This is a genomic window from Fibrella aestuarina BUZ 2 (genome assembly GCF_000331105.1).
Taxonomy (GTDB): domain Bacteria; phylum Bacteroidota; class Bacteroidia; order Cytophagales; family Spirosomataceae; genus Fibrella; species Fibrella aestuarina.
This window is the reverse complement of sequence record NC_020054.1, coordinates 2,654,045-2,670,604: the sequence shown is the minus strand read 5'-3', so window position 1 is coordinate 2,670,604 and position 16,560 is coordinate 2,654,045. Positions and strand designations below refer to the sequence as shown.

The 16,560-nt window shown below is 57.1% G+C and carries 15 protein-coding genes; 10 read left to right on the top strand and 5 right to left on the bottom strand.

What is annotated here, in order from left to right; translation table 11 throughout:
- Positions 1-74: 74 nt before the first annotated feature.
- Positions 75-1,205: a glycoside hydrolase family 76 protein gene (locus FAES_RS10905; protein ID WP_015331268.1), complete on the top strand. Its 1,131-nt coding sequence runs from the start codon at positions 75-77 to the stop codon at positions 1,203-1,205.
- A gap of 106 nt (positions 1,206-1,311) precedes the next feature.
- The gene (locus FAES_RS10900; protein WP_015331267.1) at positions 1,312-2,730 is read left to right on the top strand and encodes a glycoside hydrolase family 125 protein; all 1,419 of its coding nucleotides are present in this window, start codon (positions 1,312-1,314) and stop codon (positions 2,728-2,730) included.
- Between the two features lie 158 nt (positions 2,731-2,888).
- Here FAES_RS10900 and FAES_RS10895 read toward each other — a convergent pair whose 3' ends face one another.
- A complete protein-coding gene (locus FAES_RS10895; RefSeq protein WP_229364562.1) occupies positions 2,889-4,379 on the bottom strand; it encodes an MFS transporter in 1,491 nt (496 codons plus the stop codon).
- A gap of 139 nt (positions 4,380-4,518) precedes the next feature.
- A complete protein-coding gene (locus tag FAES_RS10890; protein ID WP_015331265.1) occupies positions 4,519-4,779 on the bottom strand; it encodes a hypothetical protein in 261 nt (86 codons plus the stop codon).
- Positions 4,780-4,946: 167 nt separating this feature from the next.
- Between FAES_RS10890 and FAES_RS10885 the strand changes: the two genes are divergently transcribed.
- The 3 genes from FAES_RS10885 (at position 4,947) to FAES_RS10875 (ending at position 7,462) form a co-directional block, all read left to right on the top strand.
- Positions 4,947-6,008: an alpha/beta fold hydrolase gene (locus FAES_RS10885; protein WP_015331264.1), complete on the top strand. Its 1,062-nt coding sequence runs from the start codon at positions 4,947-4,949 to the stop codon at positions 6,006-6,008.
- 133 nt (positions 6,009-6,141) lie between these two features.
- The gene (locus FAES_RS29560) at positions 6,142-6,471 is read left to right on the top strand and encodes a DUF4143 domain-containing protein (protein WP_229364460.1); all 330 of its coding nucleotides are present in this window, start codon (positions 6,142-6,144) and stop codon (positions 6,469-6,471) included.
- Between the two features lie 175 nt (positions 6,472-6,646).
- A complete protein-coding gene (locus tag FAES_RS10875) occupies positions 6,647-7,462 on the top strand; it encodes an endonuclease domain-containing protein (RefSeq protein ID WP_041257763.1) in 816 nt (271 codons plus the stop codon).
- Positions 7,463-7,466: 4 nt separating this feature from the next.
- Here FAES_RS10875 and FAES_RS10870 read toward each other — a convergent pair whose 3' ends face one another.
- On the bottom strand, positions 7,467-8,450 hold the full coding sequence (locus FAES_RS10870) for an HNH endonuclease (protein ID WP_015331261.1): 984 nt from the start codon (positions 8,448-8,450) through the stop codon (positions 7,467-7,469).
- A gap of 61 nt (positions 8,451-8,511) precedes the next feature.
- Entirely contained in the window at positions 8,512-9,240 is a 729-nt protein-coding gene (locus tag FAES_RS10865; RefSeq protein WP_015331260.1) for a DUF72 domain-containing protein, read from the bottom strand.
- Between the two features lie 108 nt (positions 9,241-9,348).
- On the opposite strand from FAES_RS10865, the gene FAES_RS10860 reads away from it, so the two are divergent.
- From FAES_RS10860 to FAES_RS10850, 3 genes are all read left to right on the top strand, one after another.
- Positions 9,349-10,821 (top strand): amidohydrolase, encoded by a 1,473-nt coding sequence (locus FAES_RS10860; protein WP_015331259.1) that lies wholly within the window; start codon positions 9,349-9,351, stop codon positions 10,819-10,821.
- A 241-nt stretch (positions 10,822-11,062) separates the two neighbouring features.
- On the top strand, positions 11,063-12,754 hold the full coding sequence (locus FAES_RS10855; protein ID WP_015331258.1) for a maltokinase N-terminal cap-like domain-containing protein: 1,692 nt from the start codon (positions 11,063-11,065) through the stop codon (positions 12,752-12,754).
- A gap of 115 nt (positions 12,755-12,869) precedes the next feature.
- Complete coding sequence (locus tag FAES_RS10850) at positions 12,870-13,706, top strand: SDR family NAD(P)-dependent oxidoreductase (RefSeq protein ID WP_015331257.1); 837 nt, start codon at positions 12,870-12,872, stop codon at positions 13,704-13,706.
- Between the two features lie 90 nt (positions 13,707-13,796).
- Here FAES_RS10850 and FAES_RS10845 read toward each other — a convergent pair whose 3' ends face one another.
- Complete coding sequence (locus FAES_RS10845) at positions 13,797-14,762, bottom strand: acyl-ACP desaturase (RefSeq protein WP_015331255.1); 966 nt, start codon at positions 14,760-14,762, stop codon at positions 13,797-13,799.
- Positions 14,763-14,869: 107 nt separating this feature from the next.
- On the opposite strand from FAES_RS10845, the gene FAES_RS10840 reads away from it, so the two are divergent.
- Positions 14,870-15,655, top strand: coding sequence for a lysophospholipid acyltransferase family protein (locus FAES_RS10840; RefSeq protein WP_015331254.1), 786 nt, complete (start codon positions 14,870-14,872; stop codon positions 15,653-15,655).
- Between the two features lie 50 nt (positions 15,656-15,705).
- Positions 15,706-16,527 carry a thymidylate synthase gene (locus FAES_RS10835; RefSeq protein WP_015331253.1) on the top strand — a complete coding sequence of 274 codons (822 nt, stop codon included), beginning with the start codon at positions 15,706-15,708 and terminating at the stop codon, positions 16,525-16,527.
- Positions 16,528-16,560 lie beyond the last annotated feature (33 nt).

Here is a 16,560-nt window from a genome sequence, read left to right as displayed (position 1 = left end):
TTGTTCCGGGCGTTCAGTCTTTTGGCAACCGAATCATCCCAAACGTACCCAGCGACGAACAATCCTTTTTCCATATGCACCTACTCAACAAAGTCTTCATCCTCATTGCCTGCCTCAGCCTGTCGTGCAAAGACAACAGCATCGGGCAGGGGGCCGGTCCGGCCACCAAGCCCACCGTTTTCAACTGGACCACCATCGCCGACAGCAGTAGCCGGGCGCTGAACGCGCAGTTCTTCAACGATCAGGGCCGCTATTACAACGAGAATAACAACGGCAGCACCAAATTCAACTATTGGCCCCAGGCCCACGCGCTCGACGTGCTGGTGGACGCCTACACGCGCACCAAAGACAACCAGTACCTGATCTACATGAACGACTGGTATGCAGGGGTGCCCGTCAAAAACGGCAACACTTTTCTGAATACCTATTACGACGACATGCTTTGGAATGCGCTGGCCATGCTACGCGCCTACGACGCCACCAACGACAAAAAATGGCTCGATGCCACGCAGCTGCTGTGGGACGACATCAAACTCGGCTGGAGCGACGTGATGGGTGGCGGGATTGCTTGGCAGAAGAACCAGCGTTATTACAAAAACACACCGGCCAACGCCCCCGCCGTCATTCTGGCGGCCCGCCTCTACCAGCGCCTGAAACGCCAAACTGACCTCGACTGGGCCAAAAATATCTACGATTGGCAAGTCAAAACGCTGGTCGATCCGGCAACGGGCATGGTGTATGACGGCATCAACCGGCAGAACGATGGCAAGATTGATCTGGGCTGGAAATTCACCTACAACCAGGGGCTGCTCATCGGGGCCGGGCTGGAAATGTACCGGGCAACCCAGACGGCAACGTACCTGAACGACGCCACCAAAACCGCCAATTTCACCCTCGCCGACCCCGACTTGTCGGGCTCCGGCCTGCTGAAAGCGGAAGGCGATGGCGACGGGGGCTTGTTTAAAGCCGTGCTCGTTCGCTACCTTGCGCTGCTGGCCATCGAACCCGCCGTGCCCGCCGACACCCGCACCCGCTATGTTAATTTTCTAACGTTCAACGCCGAAACGCTCTGGCGGAGCGGCACCCAGAAACCGCAGGTCGTTTTCGGGCCAAACTGGGCGAGCCGCCCCGCCAGTGGCAAAACCGACCTCACCACCCAGCTCAGCGGCGCTATGCTGCTCGAAGCCATGACCCGATTGAAGTGAATGGACACTGTACGATGGACAATGTATAATGGTGTAGCAAGCCCTTACCTGTGCGTCAAGCCCATTATACATTGTCCATCGTACATTGTTCATTCTTTTTCCCCTTATGAACCGCCGAACATTCATTCAAAACACGGCCCTCACCACCGCCGCACTGGCTTCAGGGCAATTCGCCACCGCTCGCTCATCCGCCGATTATCCGACCGTTCGGGTAGCAGCCGCCCAACGTAATTTTCGGTCAGAAGCCGTTGAGCAGACCATCGCCGCCGTCAGGAAAGGGATCAACAATCCCGAAATGGCCTGGCTGTTTGAAAACTGCTTCCCCAACACGCTCGACACCACCGTAGAGCATACCATGGACGGCGGCAAACCCGACACCTACGTGATTACGGGCGACATCGACGCCATGTGGCTGCGCGACTCAACGGCGCAGGTGTGGCCCTACCTGCCCCTGATGAAGGGCGACAAACCCCTCCAACAACTGGTGGCGGGCGTGATTGCCCGGCAGGCGCGTTGCATCCGGTTTGATCCGTACGCCAACGCCTTTTACAAGGAAACGACCAAAGTGGGCGAGTGGAAAGACGACGTCACCGACATGAAGCCGGGCCTGCACGAGCGGAAGTGGGAAATCGACAGCCTGTGCTACCCCATCCGGCTCGGCTACTACTACTGGAAACAAACCGGCGACACCGCGCCCTTCGATGCCAACTGGCAGGAGGCCATGCGCCTGGTGGTGCAGACCTTCCGCGAGCAACAGCGCAAGACGGGTCCCGGCCCCTACAAATTCGAGCGGCGAACCGCCTGGGCCACCGACGGCGTGCCGCTGGGCGGCTACGGCTACCCGGTCAAGCCCAACGGCCTGATCTGCTCAATGTTCCGGCCCAGCGATGACGCCACCATCTACCCCTACCTGATTCCGTCGAATTTCTTTGCGGTAACCTCGCTGCGGCAGATGGCCGAGCTGCTGACGGCCATTCGCGCCAACGCCCCGCTCGCCACGGAAGCCCGGTCGATGGCTGCCGAAGTAGAAACAGCCCTGAAGCAGCACGCCATTACGACACACCCGCGTTTTGGGAAAGTGTACGCCTACGAGGTCAACGGCTACGGTTCGTATAACCTTATGGACGACGCCAACGTACCCAGCCTGCTGGCGATGCCCTACCTGGGGGCCGTAGCGGTGAGCGACCCCATTTACCAGAATACCCGTCGGCTGGTGCTGAGCGACGAAAATCCGTTTTTCTTCAAAGGTACAGCGGGTGAAGGCATCGGCGGTCCCCACGCCGGTATGGACATGATCTGGCCCATGAGCATCATTATCCGGGGCCTGACCAGCACGAGTGATGCCGAAATCCGGCAGTGTATTCAGACGTTGCAGAAAATCCATGCGGGCACGGGATTCATGCACGAGTCGTTCCACAAAAACGACCCCAGTAAGTTCACGCGCAAGTGGTTTGCCTGGGCCAACACGCTCTTCGGCGAGTTTATCCTGAAAACTTTCAACGAACGCCGCGCGCTGTTGTCGTAAGTTCTTCACCACAGCGGCACGGTGTACACTGGTACGCCGTGCCGCTGTGGCGTAAACGCGCCTTTATCATGGCTTATTTCCCGTCCGCGTAACTAGTTGTACCGCAGCAGCAGACCGCATCCTACCATTGTACATCGTTCATTGTACATTATCCATTATCACACCTTATCCCCTGCCAGCGTAGCCAGGCCTTCACCAGGTACGTCGCCGGCATGGTGCGGCTCGGGTAGGGTTTTGCCCCGCGAGAAGGAGATGAGGGCGGCCGTGATAATTAGTCCCGTCAGCACCCAGTAAACGGCCCGCATCCCAGTGAGTTGCGCGACGTCGCTCATGGGGTCGGCCTGGTGCATGCGGGCGTAGACATTTCGGGTGCTATACCAGACCGCCGCGGCCAGGGCAATGCCCACCACCAGCCCCATGTTCCGCATAAACGCAATCACACTGCTGGCCACGCCCCGTTGGGGCAGCGGGGCCGCATTGAGCGCGCTGCTGCTGTTGGGCGACTGAAACAACGCAAAGCCGAAGCTGACCAGCGCCGTTCGCCAGACCACGTTGTGCCAATTCCAGTCGGTTTGCAGGAACGACAGTGAAAAGTAGCCCGCTGCTGCCAGCAATAGCCCCGTACTGGCCAGCCAGCGCGTACTGACCCGGCTCGACAGGTACCCGCCGATGGGCGCTACAATGCTCAGCGTCAGCGGACCAGCCAGCAGCACCAGCCCCGCCGTTTGGGGCGAAAAGCCGAGCAACTGTTGCAGAAAAAACGGGATGATGAACAAGTTACCACCCGACGCCATGAAGCCCAGCAACGCCGCCAGAATCGCCGACGTGTAGGGACGTACCCGAAACAGACTCAGTTGCAACATGGGCGCGGGCGTGCGCGATTCCCAATAGATAAACAGCCCCAGCAGCACGGCACCCGTTCCCAGCAGGCCCATCACCAGCGGGTTGCCCCAGCCGTAGTCGGGCTCCGGGCCGAAGTCGAGGCCAACGAGCAACGTCACGACGCCCACCAGAAACAACCCTGCTCCCACTAGGTCAAACGCGCCGCGGGCCTGCCGCGAGCTCGTGGGCAGCACCACCAGCGCCCGCCAGATGGCGATCAGGCCGATGGGTACGTTCACGAAGAAAATACTCGACCAGCCGAATTTACCCAGCAGCAACCCGCCCACGACCGGCCCCGTGCTGGAACCCGCTGCCACGATAGCGCCCATCAGGCCCAGCGCCTGCCCGCGTTCGTTAGGCTGGAAGGTGTCGGAAATGATGGCGGGGCCGATGGCAAAAATCATGGCCGCCCCCAGCCCCTGCACCACCCGAAACCCGATCAGCGAGCCGATATTCCACGACAGGCCACACAGCAGCGAGCCCAACACAAAAATGCCGAACCCCGTCACGTACATATTTTTCCGACCCAGCCAGTCCGAGAGTTTGCCCATGATGAGCAACGTGCTGGTGGTGGTGAGCAGGTAACTGAGCACCACCCATTCCACGCTGTCACCGGCATCGAGTTCCCGCCGGATGGTGGGCAGGGCAATGTTGACGATACTGCTGTCGAGCGTCGCCATGAACGTACCGAAGGCCAGCGTGGCCAGTACCAGCCATTTGTTGGGGGTTGGTGTCGCGGTGGGCGATACAGGCGGATTGGCTATCACGGGCAGCAAACGTTTAAAACAGTCTTTTATCGTAACCCGCCGCCCGCCCTGATGTTTGTCGCGCCGATTTAAAGCCCGTTTCAGCCCGGCCATTACGAACACAGACCACTACTACCAGCCCATCTACCAACCGGCGCGTTTATTTAGCAGCCTCAATAACCGTTTCAAAATCGCCTTTACGCCAGTTTGGCCGCCCGTACTCGTAGAGGAACCGACCTGTTTTTGTATCGATGATGATGGCATATTTGTCCACGCCGACAGCCTGGTAGCGGCGGGTATCGTCGCAGGGCTGCGCTTGCGCTACGGGTTGAGCGGCGGGTTTGTTGGCCATCAGCAGCACCGCGCCCATAGCGAGCACACCCAGGCAAAACGATTTGAGATCAATCGTACTCGTTTTCATAATCGAACAGAGTTTATGTTGTCCAGCTTAGACAACGTAATCGGCTAACTGTTTAAAACCGGGCTGTGCGTTTCGACCAGCGCACTCGTTATCAGTTGTTGCTTGCCCGAAGCAACCTCTCTGTCGTTTTCCGCATCTTGGCGTTACCATGCTCTCTGTCAACTACTATGCGTCTGAAAGCCCTCTCCCTGATTCTGCTCATCTTCTGTGGGGCCTGTCGTACTACCCGCCCCTTCAAAGCGGCCGATGGCACGATACTAGACACCAGTATTGCCGAGATGCAACGGGTTCCCATCAACGGCGTTAGGCAGTTCGTGACCATACGAGGCAGCGATCGACGTAACCCGGTGCTGCTATGGCTACATGGCGGGCCGGGCAATCTGTCGATGCCGTTATACATGCATTACAATGCGCCGTTAGAAGATCACTTCACGGTCGTTTATTGGGATCAGCGCGGCTCCGGCAAGTCCTACTCCTCGCGGATCCCTGCCGAAACAATGACCCTGGATCAGTTCGTTGCCGATACGCATGCCTTGACGGCCTGGCTGAAACAACGCTTTAATCAGCCTAAAATCGTACTGGTCGGCCATTCTTGGGGCGGGCTATTGGGCATGCACGTCATCGCGAAACACCCCGACGATTATCAGGCGTTTATGGCTGTATCGCCCATTTCGAACGGGCCCGTAAGTGAACAGTTGTCGTACGAATTCGCGCTCAGCAACGCCCAGCAAAAACAGGATGGCAGTGCTTTGGCAACGCTGCAACAAATCGGCCCGCCCGAAAACGGACTGTATAAAGACGGACTCGATGCGCTAAAAAAGCAGCGGGATCTGGTACAGAAGTACGGCGGTGTGGTTCATACGCACCTCCGTATGCCCGGCTCTCAAATCTATTTGCGGTCCAAAGAATATAGCTTGCTCAGTCTGCTGAAGGCCAACAAGATCCAGCAACTTTCTTACCCGATGGTAGAAACCCTGTGGCCAGCCCTCGACCTTAAGCAACAGATTCCAGCGGTCAACGTACCAGTCTATTTCTGCCTGGGACGCTACGACAACAACTGCCCGTCTACCCTGGTGGCGGATTATGTTGCATCCGTCCAAGCGCCCCATAAAGAGCTCATCTGGTTCGAGGAGTCGGCCCACCTCCCCTGCTGGGAAGAGCCGCAGAAATTCAACGCGCTCGTGAAGGAAAAGCTGGCAACAGCGACCGATAAAGCAGCCTTGAAGTAGCGCTAGGGAAACGGAAGTATCGGGTGCGCTAAAGGCTTTCGTTCAAGGTCATAACCCTGCAAATTTAAAATTGTACTTTAAAATTGCAGGGTTATGATTAGTCGCTTGATCACAAACGAATTTGTCGAACTGGTTGACGACAGACCATCGGGACAGTGGACTGTTTCATGCCTTAGCGGCTGTTCAAACGCCTGAAGCGCTCAGTGGAAGTCTGTATGTGGGTAGCTCATGGGAGGGTTACGTGATTCAACAGGTTATTGCCACGCTAGCCTACGACACACGACCGTATTATTACCGCACCGCCGAGGGATCGGAGCTGGATTTAGTGTTGGTACGCGGCGGTCGACCGGTGGTGGGTCTTGACATCAAATACACGAATGCACCCACGCTAAGCCGGGGAAATTACATTGCCAGCCGCGATTTGGGCGGCATCCCGATTCTCGTCGTTACGCCGTCAGCCTAGGATTTCCGGCCCGCCGAACAGGTTCAGGTATGTAGTCTAACCACGCTCTGGAAATACCTGACTCCGTATGGGGTACTAGGCGCTTGATTGTCCCCGTTTCACAACTGCATCAGGGATATATTACCATCGTTACTTTAAGCAATTACGACTAAGTTTGCTTCAGATCACATTACATATGAGCAAACGCCTGCCCAACGATACGCTCGTAGCTCTATTTAAAGACAAATCAGATTTTTTGATTGCCCGTGATGAGGGTTGGTATCGCATTCCAACGAGTTCACGCGTACCTGAATTGGTTAAGAACGGCGGCATGCGTTATATCGCCTTTTACTTCAAAAAAAGTTTCGGGGACTGGAAATACTCAATTCGTCACGTAGCACAAGTAGATAGTGTGTCTATAGTAAAACGGCGTTTATTGTTTCCAACCGAAACGATAAACGCTAAATCCAACAATACTTATTACAAAATCAGCTTTGGCCTTTTACAAGCGTTACCAAGGCCCATTCTCAGCCTTCGGGGTAGACAACTATTATTTATTCCAACGACACTTACCAAACTACAACAGGCCGACGAAATAAACGACGTTTTCGCTGACAGCCCCCTGGAAGATTTGCTGTGGTCTGAATTAAAAAAGCATCGACTTCCTGCTGAGCGTCAGTTTTACTTACAGACTAATTCTGACAATTGGATTTGTGACTTCGCAATATTTTGCAAAAATGGCAACATAAATGTTGAGTGCGATGGAGATGAATACCATATGAAGCCCGAACAGGTAGTTTATGATAAAAATCGAAACAACCAAATTTCTGCCGTAGCTAACTGGACACCTTTACGATTCACTACCAAGCATTTAATTCATGAAATGCCAGAGACGATTCGAACGATTAAGCGTAAAATCGACAAATTGGGTGGCATACAAGTGGTCAGTGAGGATGAAGTATCGTATCGGTACGTTTCTAAACAAGACGGGCAGTTGAATTTATTCGATTAAGCTACTAACTCCTAAAAACATGCGTCCGATGCCAGGCAAAGGCAGCCAAATCAGGCTGATATCGCGCATCACCTGGCAGGTTGATCGACGTACCGGCCAATGATTTCAAGCTGTACAGACTGCTTTCGTTTTCTACGAACGTATCTGATACGATCACCCGGTAGTGCTCATCGACCGAAATAGCTCCCTTGTCAAACGCCCGGTGCAGATTCGGGCAGAGCGCAATGCCGTTGGTCGGATGATTATTGAACGTTTTTGCAAATGGCATGATATGGCAGGCGTCGACCATCGAGAACGAGTACGGGGCCGAGACACGCACGCCTGTCACGCAGCAGGTGTCGTCGTAAAGCCGGACAACCTCGCGCCGAAAAACGGTGTCGCGGGTATAGATTTCGATCTGGTACGTTTCGGGATCGAGCCGCGTTTTTAAGTCTTTTAGCCGGGCGCGGTATTCGGTCGGCGATTCGTCAACCATCTCGCGTGTCAATCCGTCTATTTCTTCAGCAGGCAAAGCCATGTGCACGACCGACTGACCGGGAAAATAAGTATCCAGCAACGTACCTCGCAGGACCTGTCGCGTAGTTTCATCCATCAGGAGTTGAGCCAGATTGGGATCAATCTGCGCCTGAGCAACTGCCACGCTTAGATTGCCAAAAGACGTAAGTCGGCCATATTGTACCCACAGTTCGCAACCCGGATTCGCGACCAGTTCCCACCAACTGCCTTTCTCATTTTTCAGGTGGAAAAACGGCAACGCAAAGCCTAATGTGTGCCCGCTTGTCACGATCCGGTTCCAGTTCGACTTAAACAAGCTAGTTAGCTCAGGCGTAATCGGTATCTGGTTATCCGTCAGCAGCCCTGTTTCGTAAGCCTGAACAACCGTCAGCAGCAGTATAGGCTTATGTGGGGCTTTCTCATTCAACTTTCCGCCGCCTACGTTCAGGTTTGAAAAAGCATGTATGTAAAAATTCAGCATCCTATCAGCCATGAGCGCCACCAGTTACAAGCGCAAGGTAGTCTGATTGTCCGGTTCGTTACAAGGCGCTGCACTACTCACTTACCAACTCCCGTAATCTCAGCGCGTTCCTGACGGCGTGGCCGCCGATGTCGTTGTTGAAATAAACGTACACGTCGCGTTGCTGCTCGGTCCATTCGCGGATGCGGTCGGCCCACCAGCGCAGGTCATCGTCGGAATACGAGCCACCGTAGAGCGTGTGCCCCTCGGGCCCGTGTAGGCGTACATAGACAAACGGCGCCGTTGCGCGCAGGATGCACGGCAGGCCCGCCCCGCTCATCACGCAGTAAGCGACCTGGTGCTGTTCGAGCAGGGTATAGACGGCCTCCTGATGCCAGCTCGGGTGCCGAAACTCCACAGCCGTCGGCATCCAGTCGGGTAGCAGGCTCAGGAAATGGGCCAGCCGCTCGTGGTTATAGGCAAAGTTGGGCGACAGTTGCACCAGCAGAATAGCCCGCTTATCGCCCAGTTCGTGCCAACCTTCGTTGATGCGGTCGAGCCAGCGTTCGGGGTTAGTCAGGTTGCCGTAGTGTGTCAGCCAGCGAGGGGCTTTCACGCACAGCCGAAACGTAGCCGGGAGCTTCTCGCGCCAGCCCGCAAAGGCGCTGGGTTTGGGCCATCGATAAAAGCTGCTGTTTAGCTCGACCGTGTCGAACTGCGCCAGGTAATAGCCTAGTCGTTTGGCCACCGAAGTACCTGGCGGATACAGAACGCCCTGCCAGTGGTCGTAGCTCCAGCCCGACGTGCCTATGTGACTGCTCATGTTTGTTGTTGCTGACTTTGGGCTATAACTAGCGTGGCCAAGTTTCTTCCTTTTTGCTTAGTATCGCTGTTGCAACCTACTCCATCATCGCCCCGGCGATTCAATCCTATGCGTTCATCGCTCCTCACTGCCGTCCTGCTGCTGCCCGTCTTGGCATTGGGCCAATCGAAGGCTAAAAAGGCCACCGCCCCCACCGTCGACAAAGACAAACAGACCGTCATCGCCAACCTCAACGGGCGCTTTGCCGAATACGCCGGTCTCTCCAAACAAATCTGGGACTTCGCCGAACTGGGCTACCAGGAAGAAAAAAGCTCGTTACTGCTTCAGGAACAACTCAAGAAAGAAGGCTTTGCCGTACAGGCAGGCGTGGCGGGTATCCCCACGGCCTTCGTGGCCACCTACGGCGCGGGCAAACCGGTGATCGGTATTCTGGGCGAATACGACGCGTTGCCCGGCCTCGCCACCGAAGCCAAACCCGATTTCACGCCCATCCCCGGCCAGAAAGGCGGGCACGGCTGCGGGCATAACCTGTTCGGGACGGCCTCGGTCGCGGCGGCGGTCGAAGTCAAAAACTGGCTGAAGGCGTCGGGCCATGCCGGTACGGTCAAAATCTACGGCTGCCCGGCCGAAGAAGGCGGGGCGGGTAAGGTGTACATGGTGCGCGAAGGCCTGTTCAACGACGTCGACGTGGTACTGCACTGGCACCCCGGCTCGCAAAACGCCGCCGACGCGGGTACGTCGCTGGCTAACAAAAACGCCAAATTCCGCTTCCGGGGCATCGCCGCCCACGCCGCCGCGTCGCCCGAACGGGGCCGGTCGGCGCTTGATGGCGTCGAGGCGATGAACTACATGGTCAACATGATGCGCGAACACGTACCCAGCGACACCCGCATCCACTACGTCATTACGAAAGGCGGGGAAGCGCCCAACGTGGTTCCTGCCTTTGCCGAGGTGTATTATTACGCCCGGCACAAAGACCGCGACATCCTGCAAAGTGTCTGGAAGCGCATCGAGAACGCCGCCGAAGGAGCCGCCAAAGGCACCGGCACGAAGGTGGAGTGGGAAATTCTGGGGGGCGTCTACAACCTGCTGCCCAACGTGACGCTGGCCGAGGTGATGCACCAGAACCTGAAAACGGTGGGCGGCCTCACCTACACGCCCGAAGAGACCGCCTTCGCCGAGAAAATCCGTAGCACCTTCCCCGACGACCAGAAAGTGCCCATCACCAACGCCGCGCAGATCAAAGACTTCCGCGACGCCTCGGCCAGCGCCACCAGCGGCGGCTCCACCGACGTGGGCGACGTGAGTTGGGCCGTCCCAACGGTTGGCCTGCAAACCGCCACCTGGGTGCCGGGGTCGAGCGCCCACAGCTGGCAGTCGACGGCCGCCAGCGGCATGAGCATCGGCCAGAAAGGCATGATCGTCGCGGCCAAAACGCTGGCGCTCACCGCCCTCGATCTGTACAACAACCCCGCCCTTATCGAGAAAGCGCGCGCCGAGTGGGTCCAGAAACGCGGTGCCAACTTCAACTACGAAGCCCTGCTCGGCGATCGCAAACCCGCCCTCGATTACCGGAAGTAGCTGCACGCGGCCAGCCGCCTGGCACCCCGTGTCGTTTCGGCCCTGCCCACCCGTTGGTTGAAGGCGCTCACCGTAGCAACCGGCCATCAGCCAATGGGTAGGCGGGGCCTTTTATCAACCCGGTTCATGGTACAAATCGGATAAACAATAGGGCCTTTTACCGATTATAGCTAGACATCGATTACTTTGCCCGGCTCCTGCTGACCCGCAGGCAGGCCTTCTGAACGTACCCAATCGCGCTATGCTCTCTTTCCTGACCTCCACCCAACCGTGGTCTACTTTTCTTGACGATACCGACGCCCATCAGCAGCTTACTGAGACCATTTTACTCCCCTACGTGAATACCTGCCGCTGGTTTGCCGGAAAAGCCCGGCAGCAAACGGGTATCCACATCAGTGCCATGCTGGCGCTGCCAGGCACGGGACAGCAACCTTTTTACCTGCTTATCCTTGATGCGCACTACGCCGACGGCGAACCCGAACAATACCTGCTTCCGCTCGCCTTGGTCGCCGACCTCACCGACGTACCTGACAAAGGCGTGCTGACCGAAGCTCGTTTTTCGGATATGCCCGGTACGTTGGTCGATGCCATTTATGTAGCGGGGTTTCGGGACGCACTATTTAAGCATATAGCCGCCAACGACTCGGTTACGCAGCCCGGCAATTCGGCGTCCGGCAGTTCCGCGTCAGGTACGTTGGCGTTTCAGCGGGGGCGGGGCCTGATCGACGCCGAAGCCGGGGCCACGCTCACCTCGCGCGTGTTGCCGGTCGATTCGAGCAATTCGGCGCTGGTGTTTGGCTATGCTCTGCCCAGTCAGCCGTCGGGCGAACTGTTCTTTCTGAAACTCTACCGGAAGCTGTTCGAGCAGACCAACCCGGAGGTCGAGATGGTCGCCTTCCTGACCGAAACGGGCGGTTTTGGAGCCATTCCGGCCTATGCAGGGCGGTTTACGTGGCAACGGACGAACGCAGCCGGGCCGCAACCCGACATCACGCTGGGTATGATGCAGCGGATGGTGCCCAACGACAAAGACAGTTGGGCCATGACCGGCGATTACCTCAACGATTTCCTGTATGCGGTGCCCAACCGGCTCTTTGCGGTTAAGGAAGATGTGTTCGAGAAAGTAGCCTTGCTGGGGCAACGCACCGCCGAAATGCACCTGGCGCTCTACGCCAAAACCGACGACCCGGCCTTCCAGTCGGAACCCTTCACCGACGAGTACCGCCGCTTCCTGACGGGCCGGTTCACGGACCTGCTCGACCGCCGCTACGACCTGCTGGTCAACAATTACAGTCGGCTCGACGCGCAGGCGCAGCGGCTGGCGTGGGTGTTCATGGAAGCCAAAGAGATGATCGACGATTTCGTGGCGGATTTCCAGACGCGCTGGCTCGGGTCATGCCGCATTCGGGTCCACGGCGATTATCACCTCGGGCAAGTGCTGGCTGTGGGCGACCATACCGGCCATCGGGATTATGTCATCATCGACTTTGAAGGTGAACCCGAAAGCACGATCACCGACCGGAAGATCAAGCATTCGCCGCTCAAAGACGTGGCGGGCATGATCCGGTCGTATCACTACGCCGTGTCGGCCAAGCTGTTCAATTCCGTCGAGACGGAGGGCATTGACCCCGAAAAACTCCAGATCGTTTCGGACCGCTGGTACAAGCTCATTCGCGACACGTACCTGGACGCCTACCTCGGCACGTTCGGATCGCCGCACCCGATGTTCTACGACAACGGCGAGATCAACTACCTGCTGCTGATTTACTTACTCGAAAAAGCGGTATACGAACTGGGCTACGAGATCAGCTACCGCCCTACCTGGGTGAAAATTCCGCTCAAAGGCATCGTCGACGTGATCCGCGAAATCGAAAAGTTACAGCCCGGCGGCCACCACCGCCAGATGGCCTCGGCACCGCTTCATCTGGTATAATGGGTAATGCACGATGTACAATGTACATCGTACAATGCAATGGAACTGGTACTAGTGTTACCACTGCGTCAGCCCCATTGTACATTGTACATCGTACATTATTCACTCTCCTCCTATGAGCTATTTCACTGGCAAAACGATTCTCATTACCGGCGCGGGGTCGGGCATCGGACGCGAACTGGCCCGGCAGGCGGTTGAGCGGGGTGCCATCGTGATCGCCACCGACATCAACGAAGCTACGCTCGCCGAAACGAACCAACTGGCCGGAGGGAGATTGGCAACGTACCTGCTCGATGTAGGCGATGCGGCGGCGATTCAGGCCTTTGCCGAGCGGGTGATTCCGACGCTAAATCCAGCAAGTCCGTTGATCTTGGTTAATAACGCGGGCGTCGCGCTGGCCAGTGGGCCGTTCGCCCAAACCGATCTGGTCGATTTCGAGTGGTTGCTGAGCATCAACCTGATGGGCGTAATTCGGATGACGAAAGCCTTTCTGCCGTTCATGCAGCAGCATAACCGGGGGCAGATCGTCAATCTCAGCAGTGTGTTCGGGTTGGCGGGGGTCGAAAATCAGTCGGCCTATTGCACGGCTAAGTTCGGCGTGCGCGGCTTTTCCGACGTGCTGCGCATGGAACTACTCGACACCGGCATTGGGGTCACCTGCGTGCATCCGGGTGGCATCAAAACCAACATCGCCGCCAGCGCCCGGCTTGGCCAGGGCGGTTTCGTGACTGAAGCCATGCATAAACAGGGGACAGCTAGTTTCGCCGAGGCCGCCAAAACGACACCGCAGCAGGCCGCCTCGATCATTCTCGATGGCGTGGCACGGCGGAAAGCCCGCGTGCTGATCGGTGCCGACGCCCGTCAAATTGAGTGGGTCACGCGCCTATTCCCTACCCGCTACGTATCCATTATCAAACGCCAGATTCAGAAGGCGTTTACGTACGAACAATAAAAAAACAGGGTGCTCCGCGCCGGGAATAGCCGGGGTAGTTGGGACGTACCCAGCTACCCCGGCTATTCCCGGCGCGGAGCACCCTGCCCCCTACCCAATCCAGCTAAACTCGTAGGACAGGGAGGGTGTTTTAGTGCGCTCGGCTACGCGGGTTAGGCGGGCGGGTAGCGCCATCAGGTAATCGCGGGCGCGCTGCGCTTCGTCGGAGAGGTCGGCGATGACGTCGATCTTCCAGTCGATCAATAGCGACTCCAGAATACGGATGTAGTCGTGCACGGTGTAAACACCCAGGCGTTGGGCGGCATCCGAGAAGTGGGCAAACGTCTCGCCGATCTTCACGCCGGTTTCGCGGAGGAAATGGGCCGGCATGACAATCTTCTTACGCATCATATCGTCAAAGGCCAGCATCATGTTGGACGGGTCGAGCGCGAAAATTTCGCTCACAAACGCCTTATATGCTTTGGCGTGGCGCATTTCGTCGGCGGCAATCACGCCGCACATCTGCGACAGAATGGGGCTACCCGCCTGCTTGGCCAGGGTGGCCGTGCGGCGGTGCGAGAGGTTGGTCGCCAGCTCCTGAAACGACGTGTAAACGAAGTTGCGGTAAGGGTCGCTACCCGTGCCGATGTCGAAGCCATCGGCAATCAGGTATTGCGTCGACACCTCCATCGCCCGCATATCCACCCGGCCCGACAGGTACAGAAACTTGTTGAGCAGGTCGCCGTGGCGGTTTTCCTCGGCCGTCCAGCCACGTACCCAGCGCGTCCAGCCCTGCCCGTCTTCCTGGTTGACGCCCTGCATGCCCATCAGCCACGATTCATACGTAGGCAGCGCCTCCTCCGTCACCGTATCACCCACCAGCACGGCCAGGTAATCGTACGACAGCGCCGCCACCTGTTCGCGGAGGTCGCGCAGCTTGTCGAAAAACGAAGGCTGCGTCGAGTCGGGCAAAAAGTCGGCCGGTTGCCAGTTCGTTTCGATAGGCTTGAGAAACTCGTTCATGAAGGCATCCATTTTGGTGCCGATGAACTGCATCACTTCAGTCCGAAGATTCATTCTTTTCCTTTATAAATGAGGTCTTAACCTCGCACAACTGATGATCTATTCGCAAATGATTCGTCAAAGAAAGCATGTAAACAGGCTTGTTACCTATTTTTGGGGCAATGCCACGTCCTTTTAGTCCCTTTCGGTTCGCCAAACGCGGACTCGATTACATCCTTAGCGCCCTGTATCTGGTCTATTTCGGCCTCGTATTGCTCGTTTTTCATGCCATTCAGGTACTGACGTTCTGGCTGGGTGGCCGTGCCTGGCAACAGCACGCTGCCTCAGCTATGAATGCGGGCCTTGTCTACGGGCAGTGGCTTACCGGCACCACTTCGCGGTTTCGGTTCGCAACGACACTCCCCTCCGACCGGCCACTGATTTTCGTTGCCAACCACCAGAGCCTGTTCGACATTCCACCCATGGGCTGGTGGTTACGGGCCTATAAACCCGTGTTTGTGGCGAAAAAAGAACTTGAGTATGGCACCCCCAGCGTCTCCTACAACCTGCGCAAAAGTGGGGCGGCCCTGATTGATCGCCAGGATGCCCGCCAATCGCTGGGTGAACTGGGTCGGCTGGGTGGCCGACTGAAAACCCTGGACTGCTCCGTTATTATCTTTCCCGAAGGCACCCGCAGCCGCGACAGTATGCCGCGCCCATTTGCCGGTGCCGGTCTGGCTATTTTACTCAAAAAAGCACCCAATTCGCTCATCGTGCCGGTTGCCATCGACGGTACCGGCCGCTTCAACCCGGAAGGGCTGTTTCCGCTTCGTTCGTTTAGCCGCCTGTCGTGGACGGTGTTAGCCCCCATCGACCCGGCTGGCCTCAACGCCGAGCAGGTCGCCGAGCAAGCCCGGCAGGCCATTGCGGCAACGTTAGAACGTGGGGGGTCGCAGTCGGGTTCCTGACCTGTCGGCAGCATTCGCGTTGTATCTTCGCCCCTTCAACTTACCCGATTATGCAGCAATACCATGACCTGCTCCGGCACATTCTTGCCAATGGTACCCGCAAAACCGACCGTACCGGCACCGGCACCCTCAGCGTATTTGGCTACCAGATGCGCTTCAACCTCCAGGCAGGCTTCCCGTTGCTGACGACCAAAAAGGTCCATACAAAGTCGATCATCCACGAACTACTGTGGTTTATCAAAGGCGACACCAATATCAAGTACCTGAAAGACAACGGCGTTAGTATCTGGGATGAGTGGGCCGACGAAAATGGCGACCTCGGCGATGTCTATGGTAAGCAGTGGCGGAGTTGGGAAACCACCGATGGCCGCCAGATCGACCAGCTGGCCAACGTGATCCGGCAACTGAAACAATCGCCCGACTCCCGCCGCATGATCGTGTCGGCCTGGAACCCCGGCGAGGTCGACCGGATGGCGCTCCCCCCCTGCCATGCGCTTTTCCAGTTTTACGTGGCCCCGCCCGACGAGGCTAAAGGCCAAACCAAACCGCAGCTGTCGTGTCAGCTCTACCAGCGCAGTGCCGACGTGTTTCTGGGGGTGCCGTTTAACATTGCGTCGTATGCGTTACTCACGATTATGATCGCGCAGGAGTGCGGCTACGAGGCTTACGAGTTTATCTGGACGGGCGGCGATACGCACCTGTACCTGAACCACCTGGAGCAGGTTGATACGCAGTTGGCGCGCCCGTTCCGCCCCCTGCCAACGATGCGCCTGAACCCTGATGTCCAGTCGGTGTTCGACTTTACCTACGCCGACTTTACACTCGAAAACTACGACCCCTGGCCGGCGATTAAAGCCCCGGTCGCGGTTTAATCCTAAACCTATAAGGTTTTCAAGACCTTATAG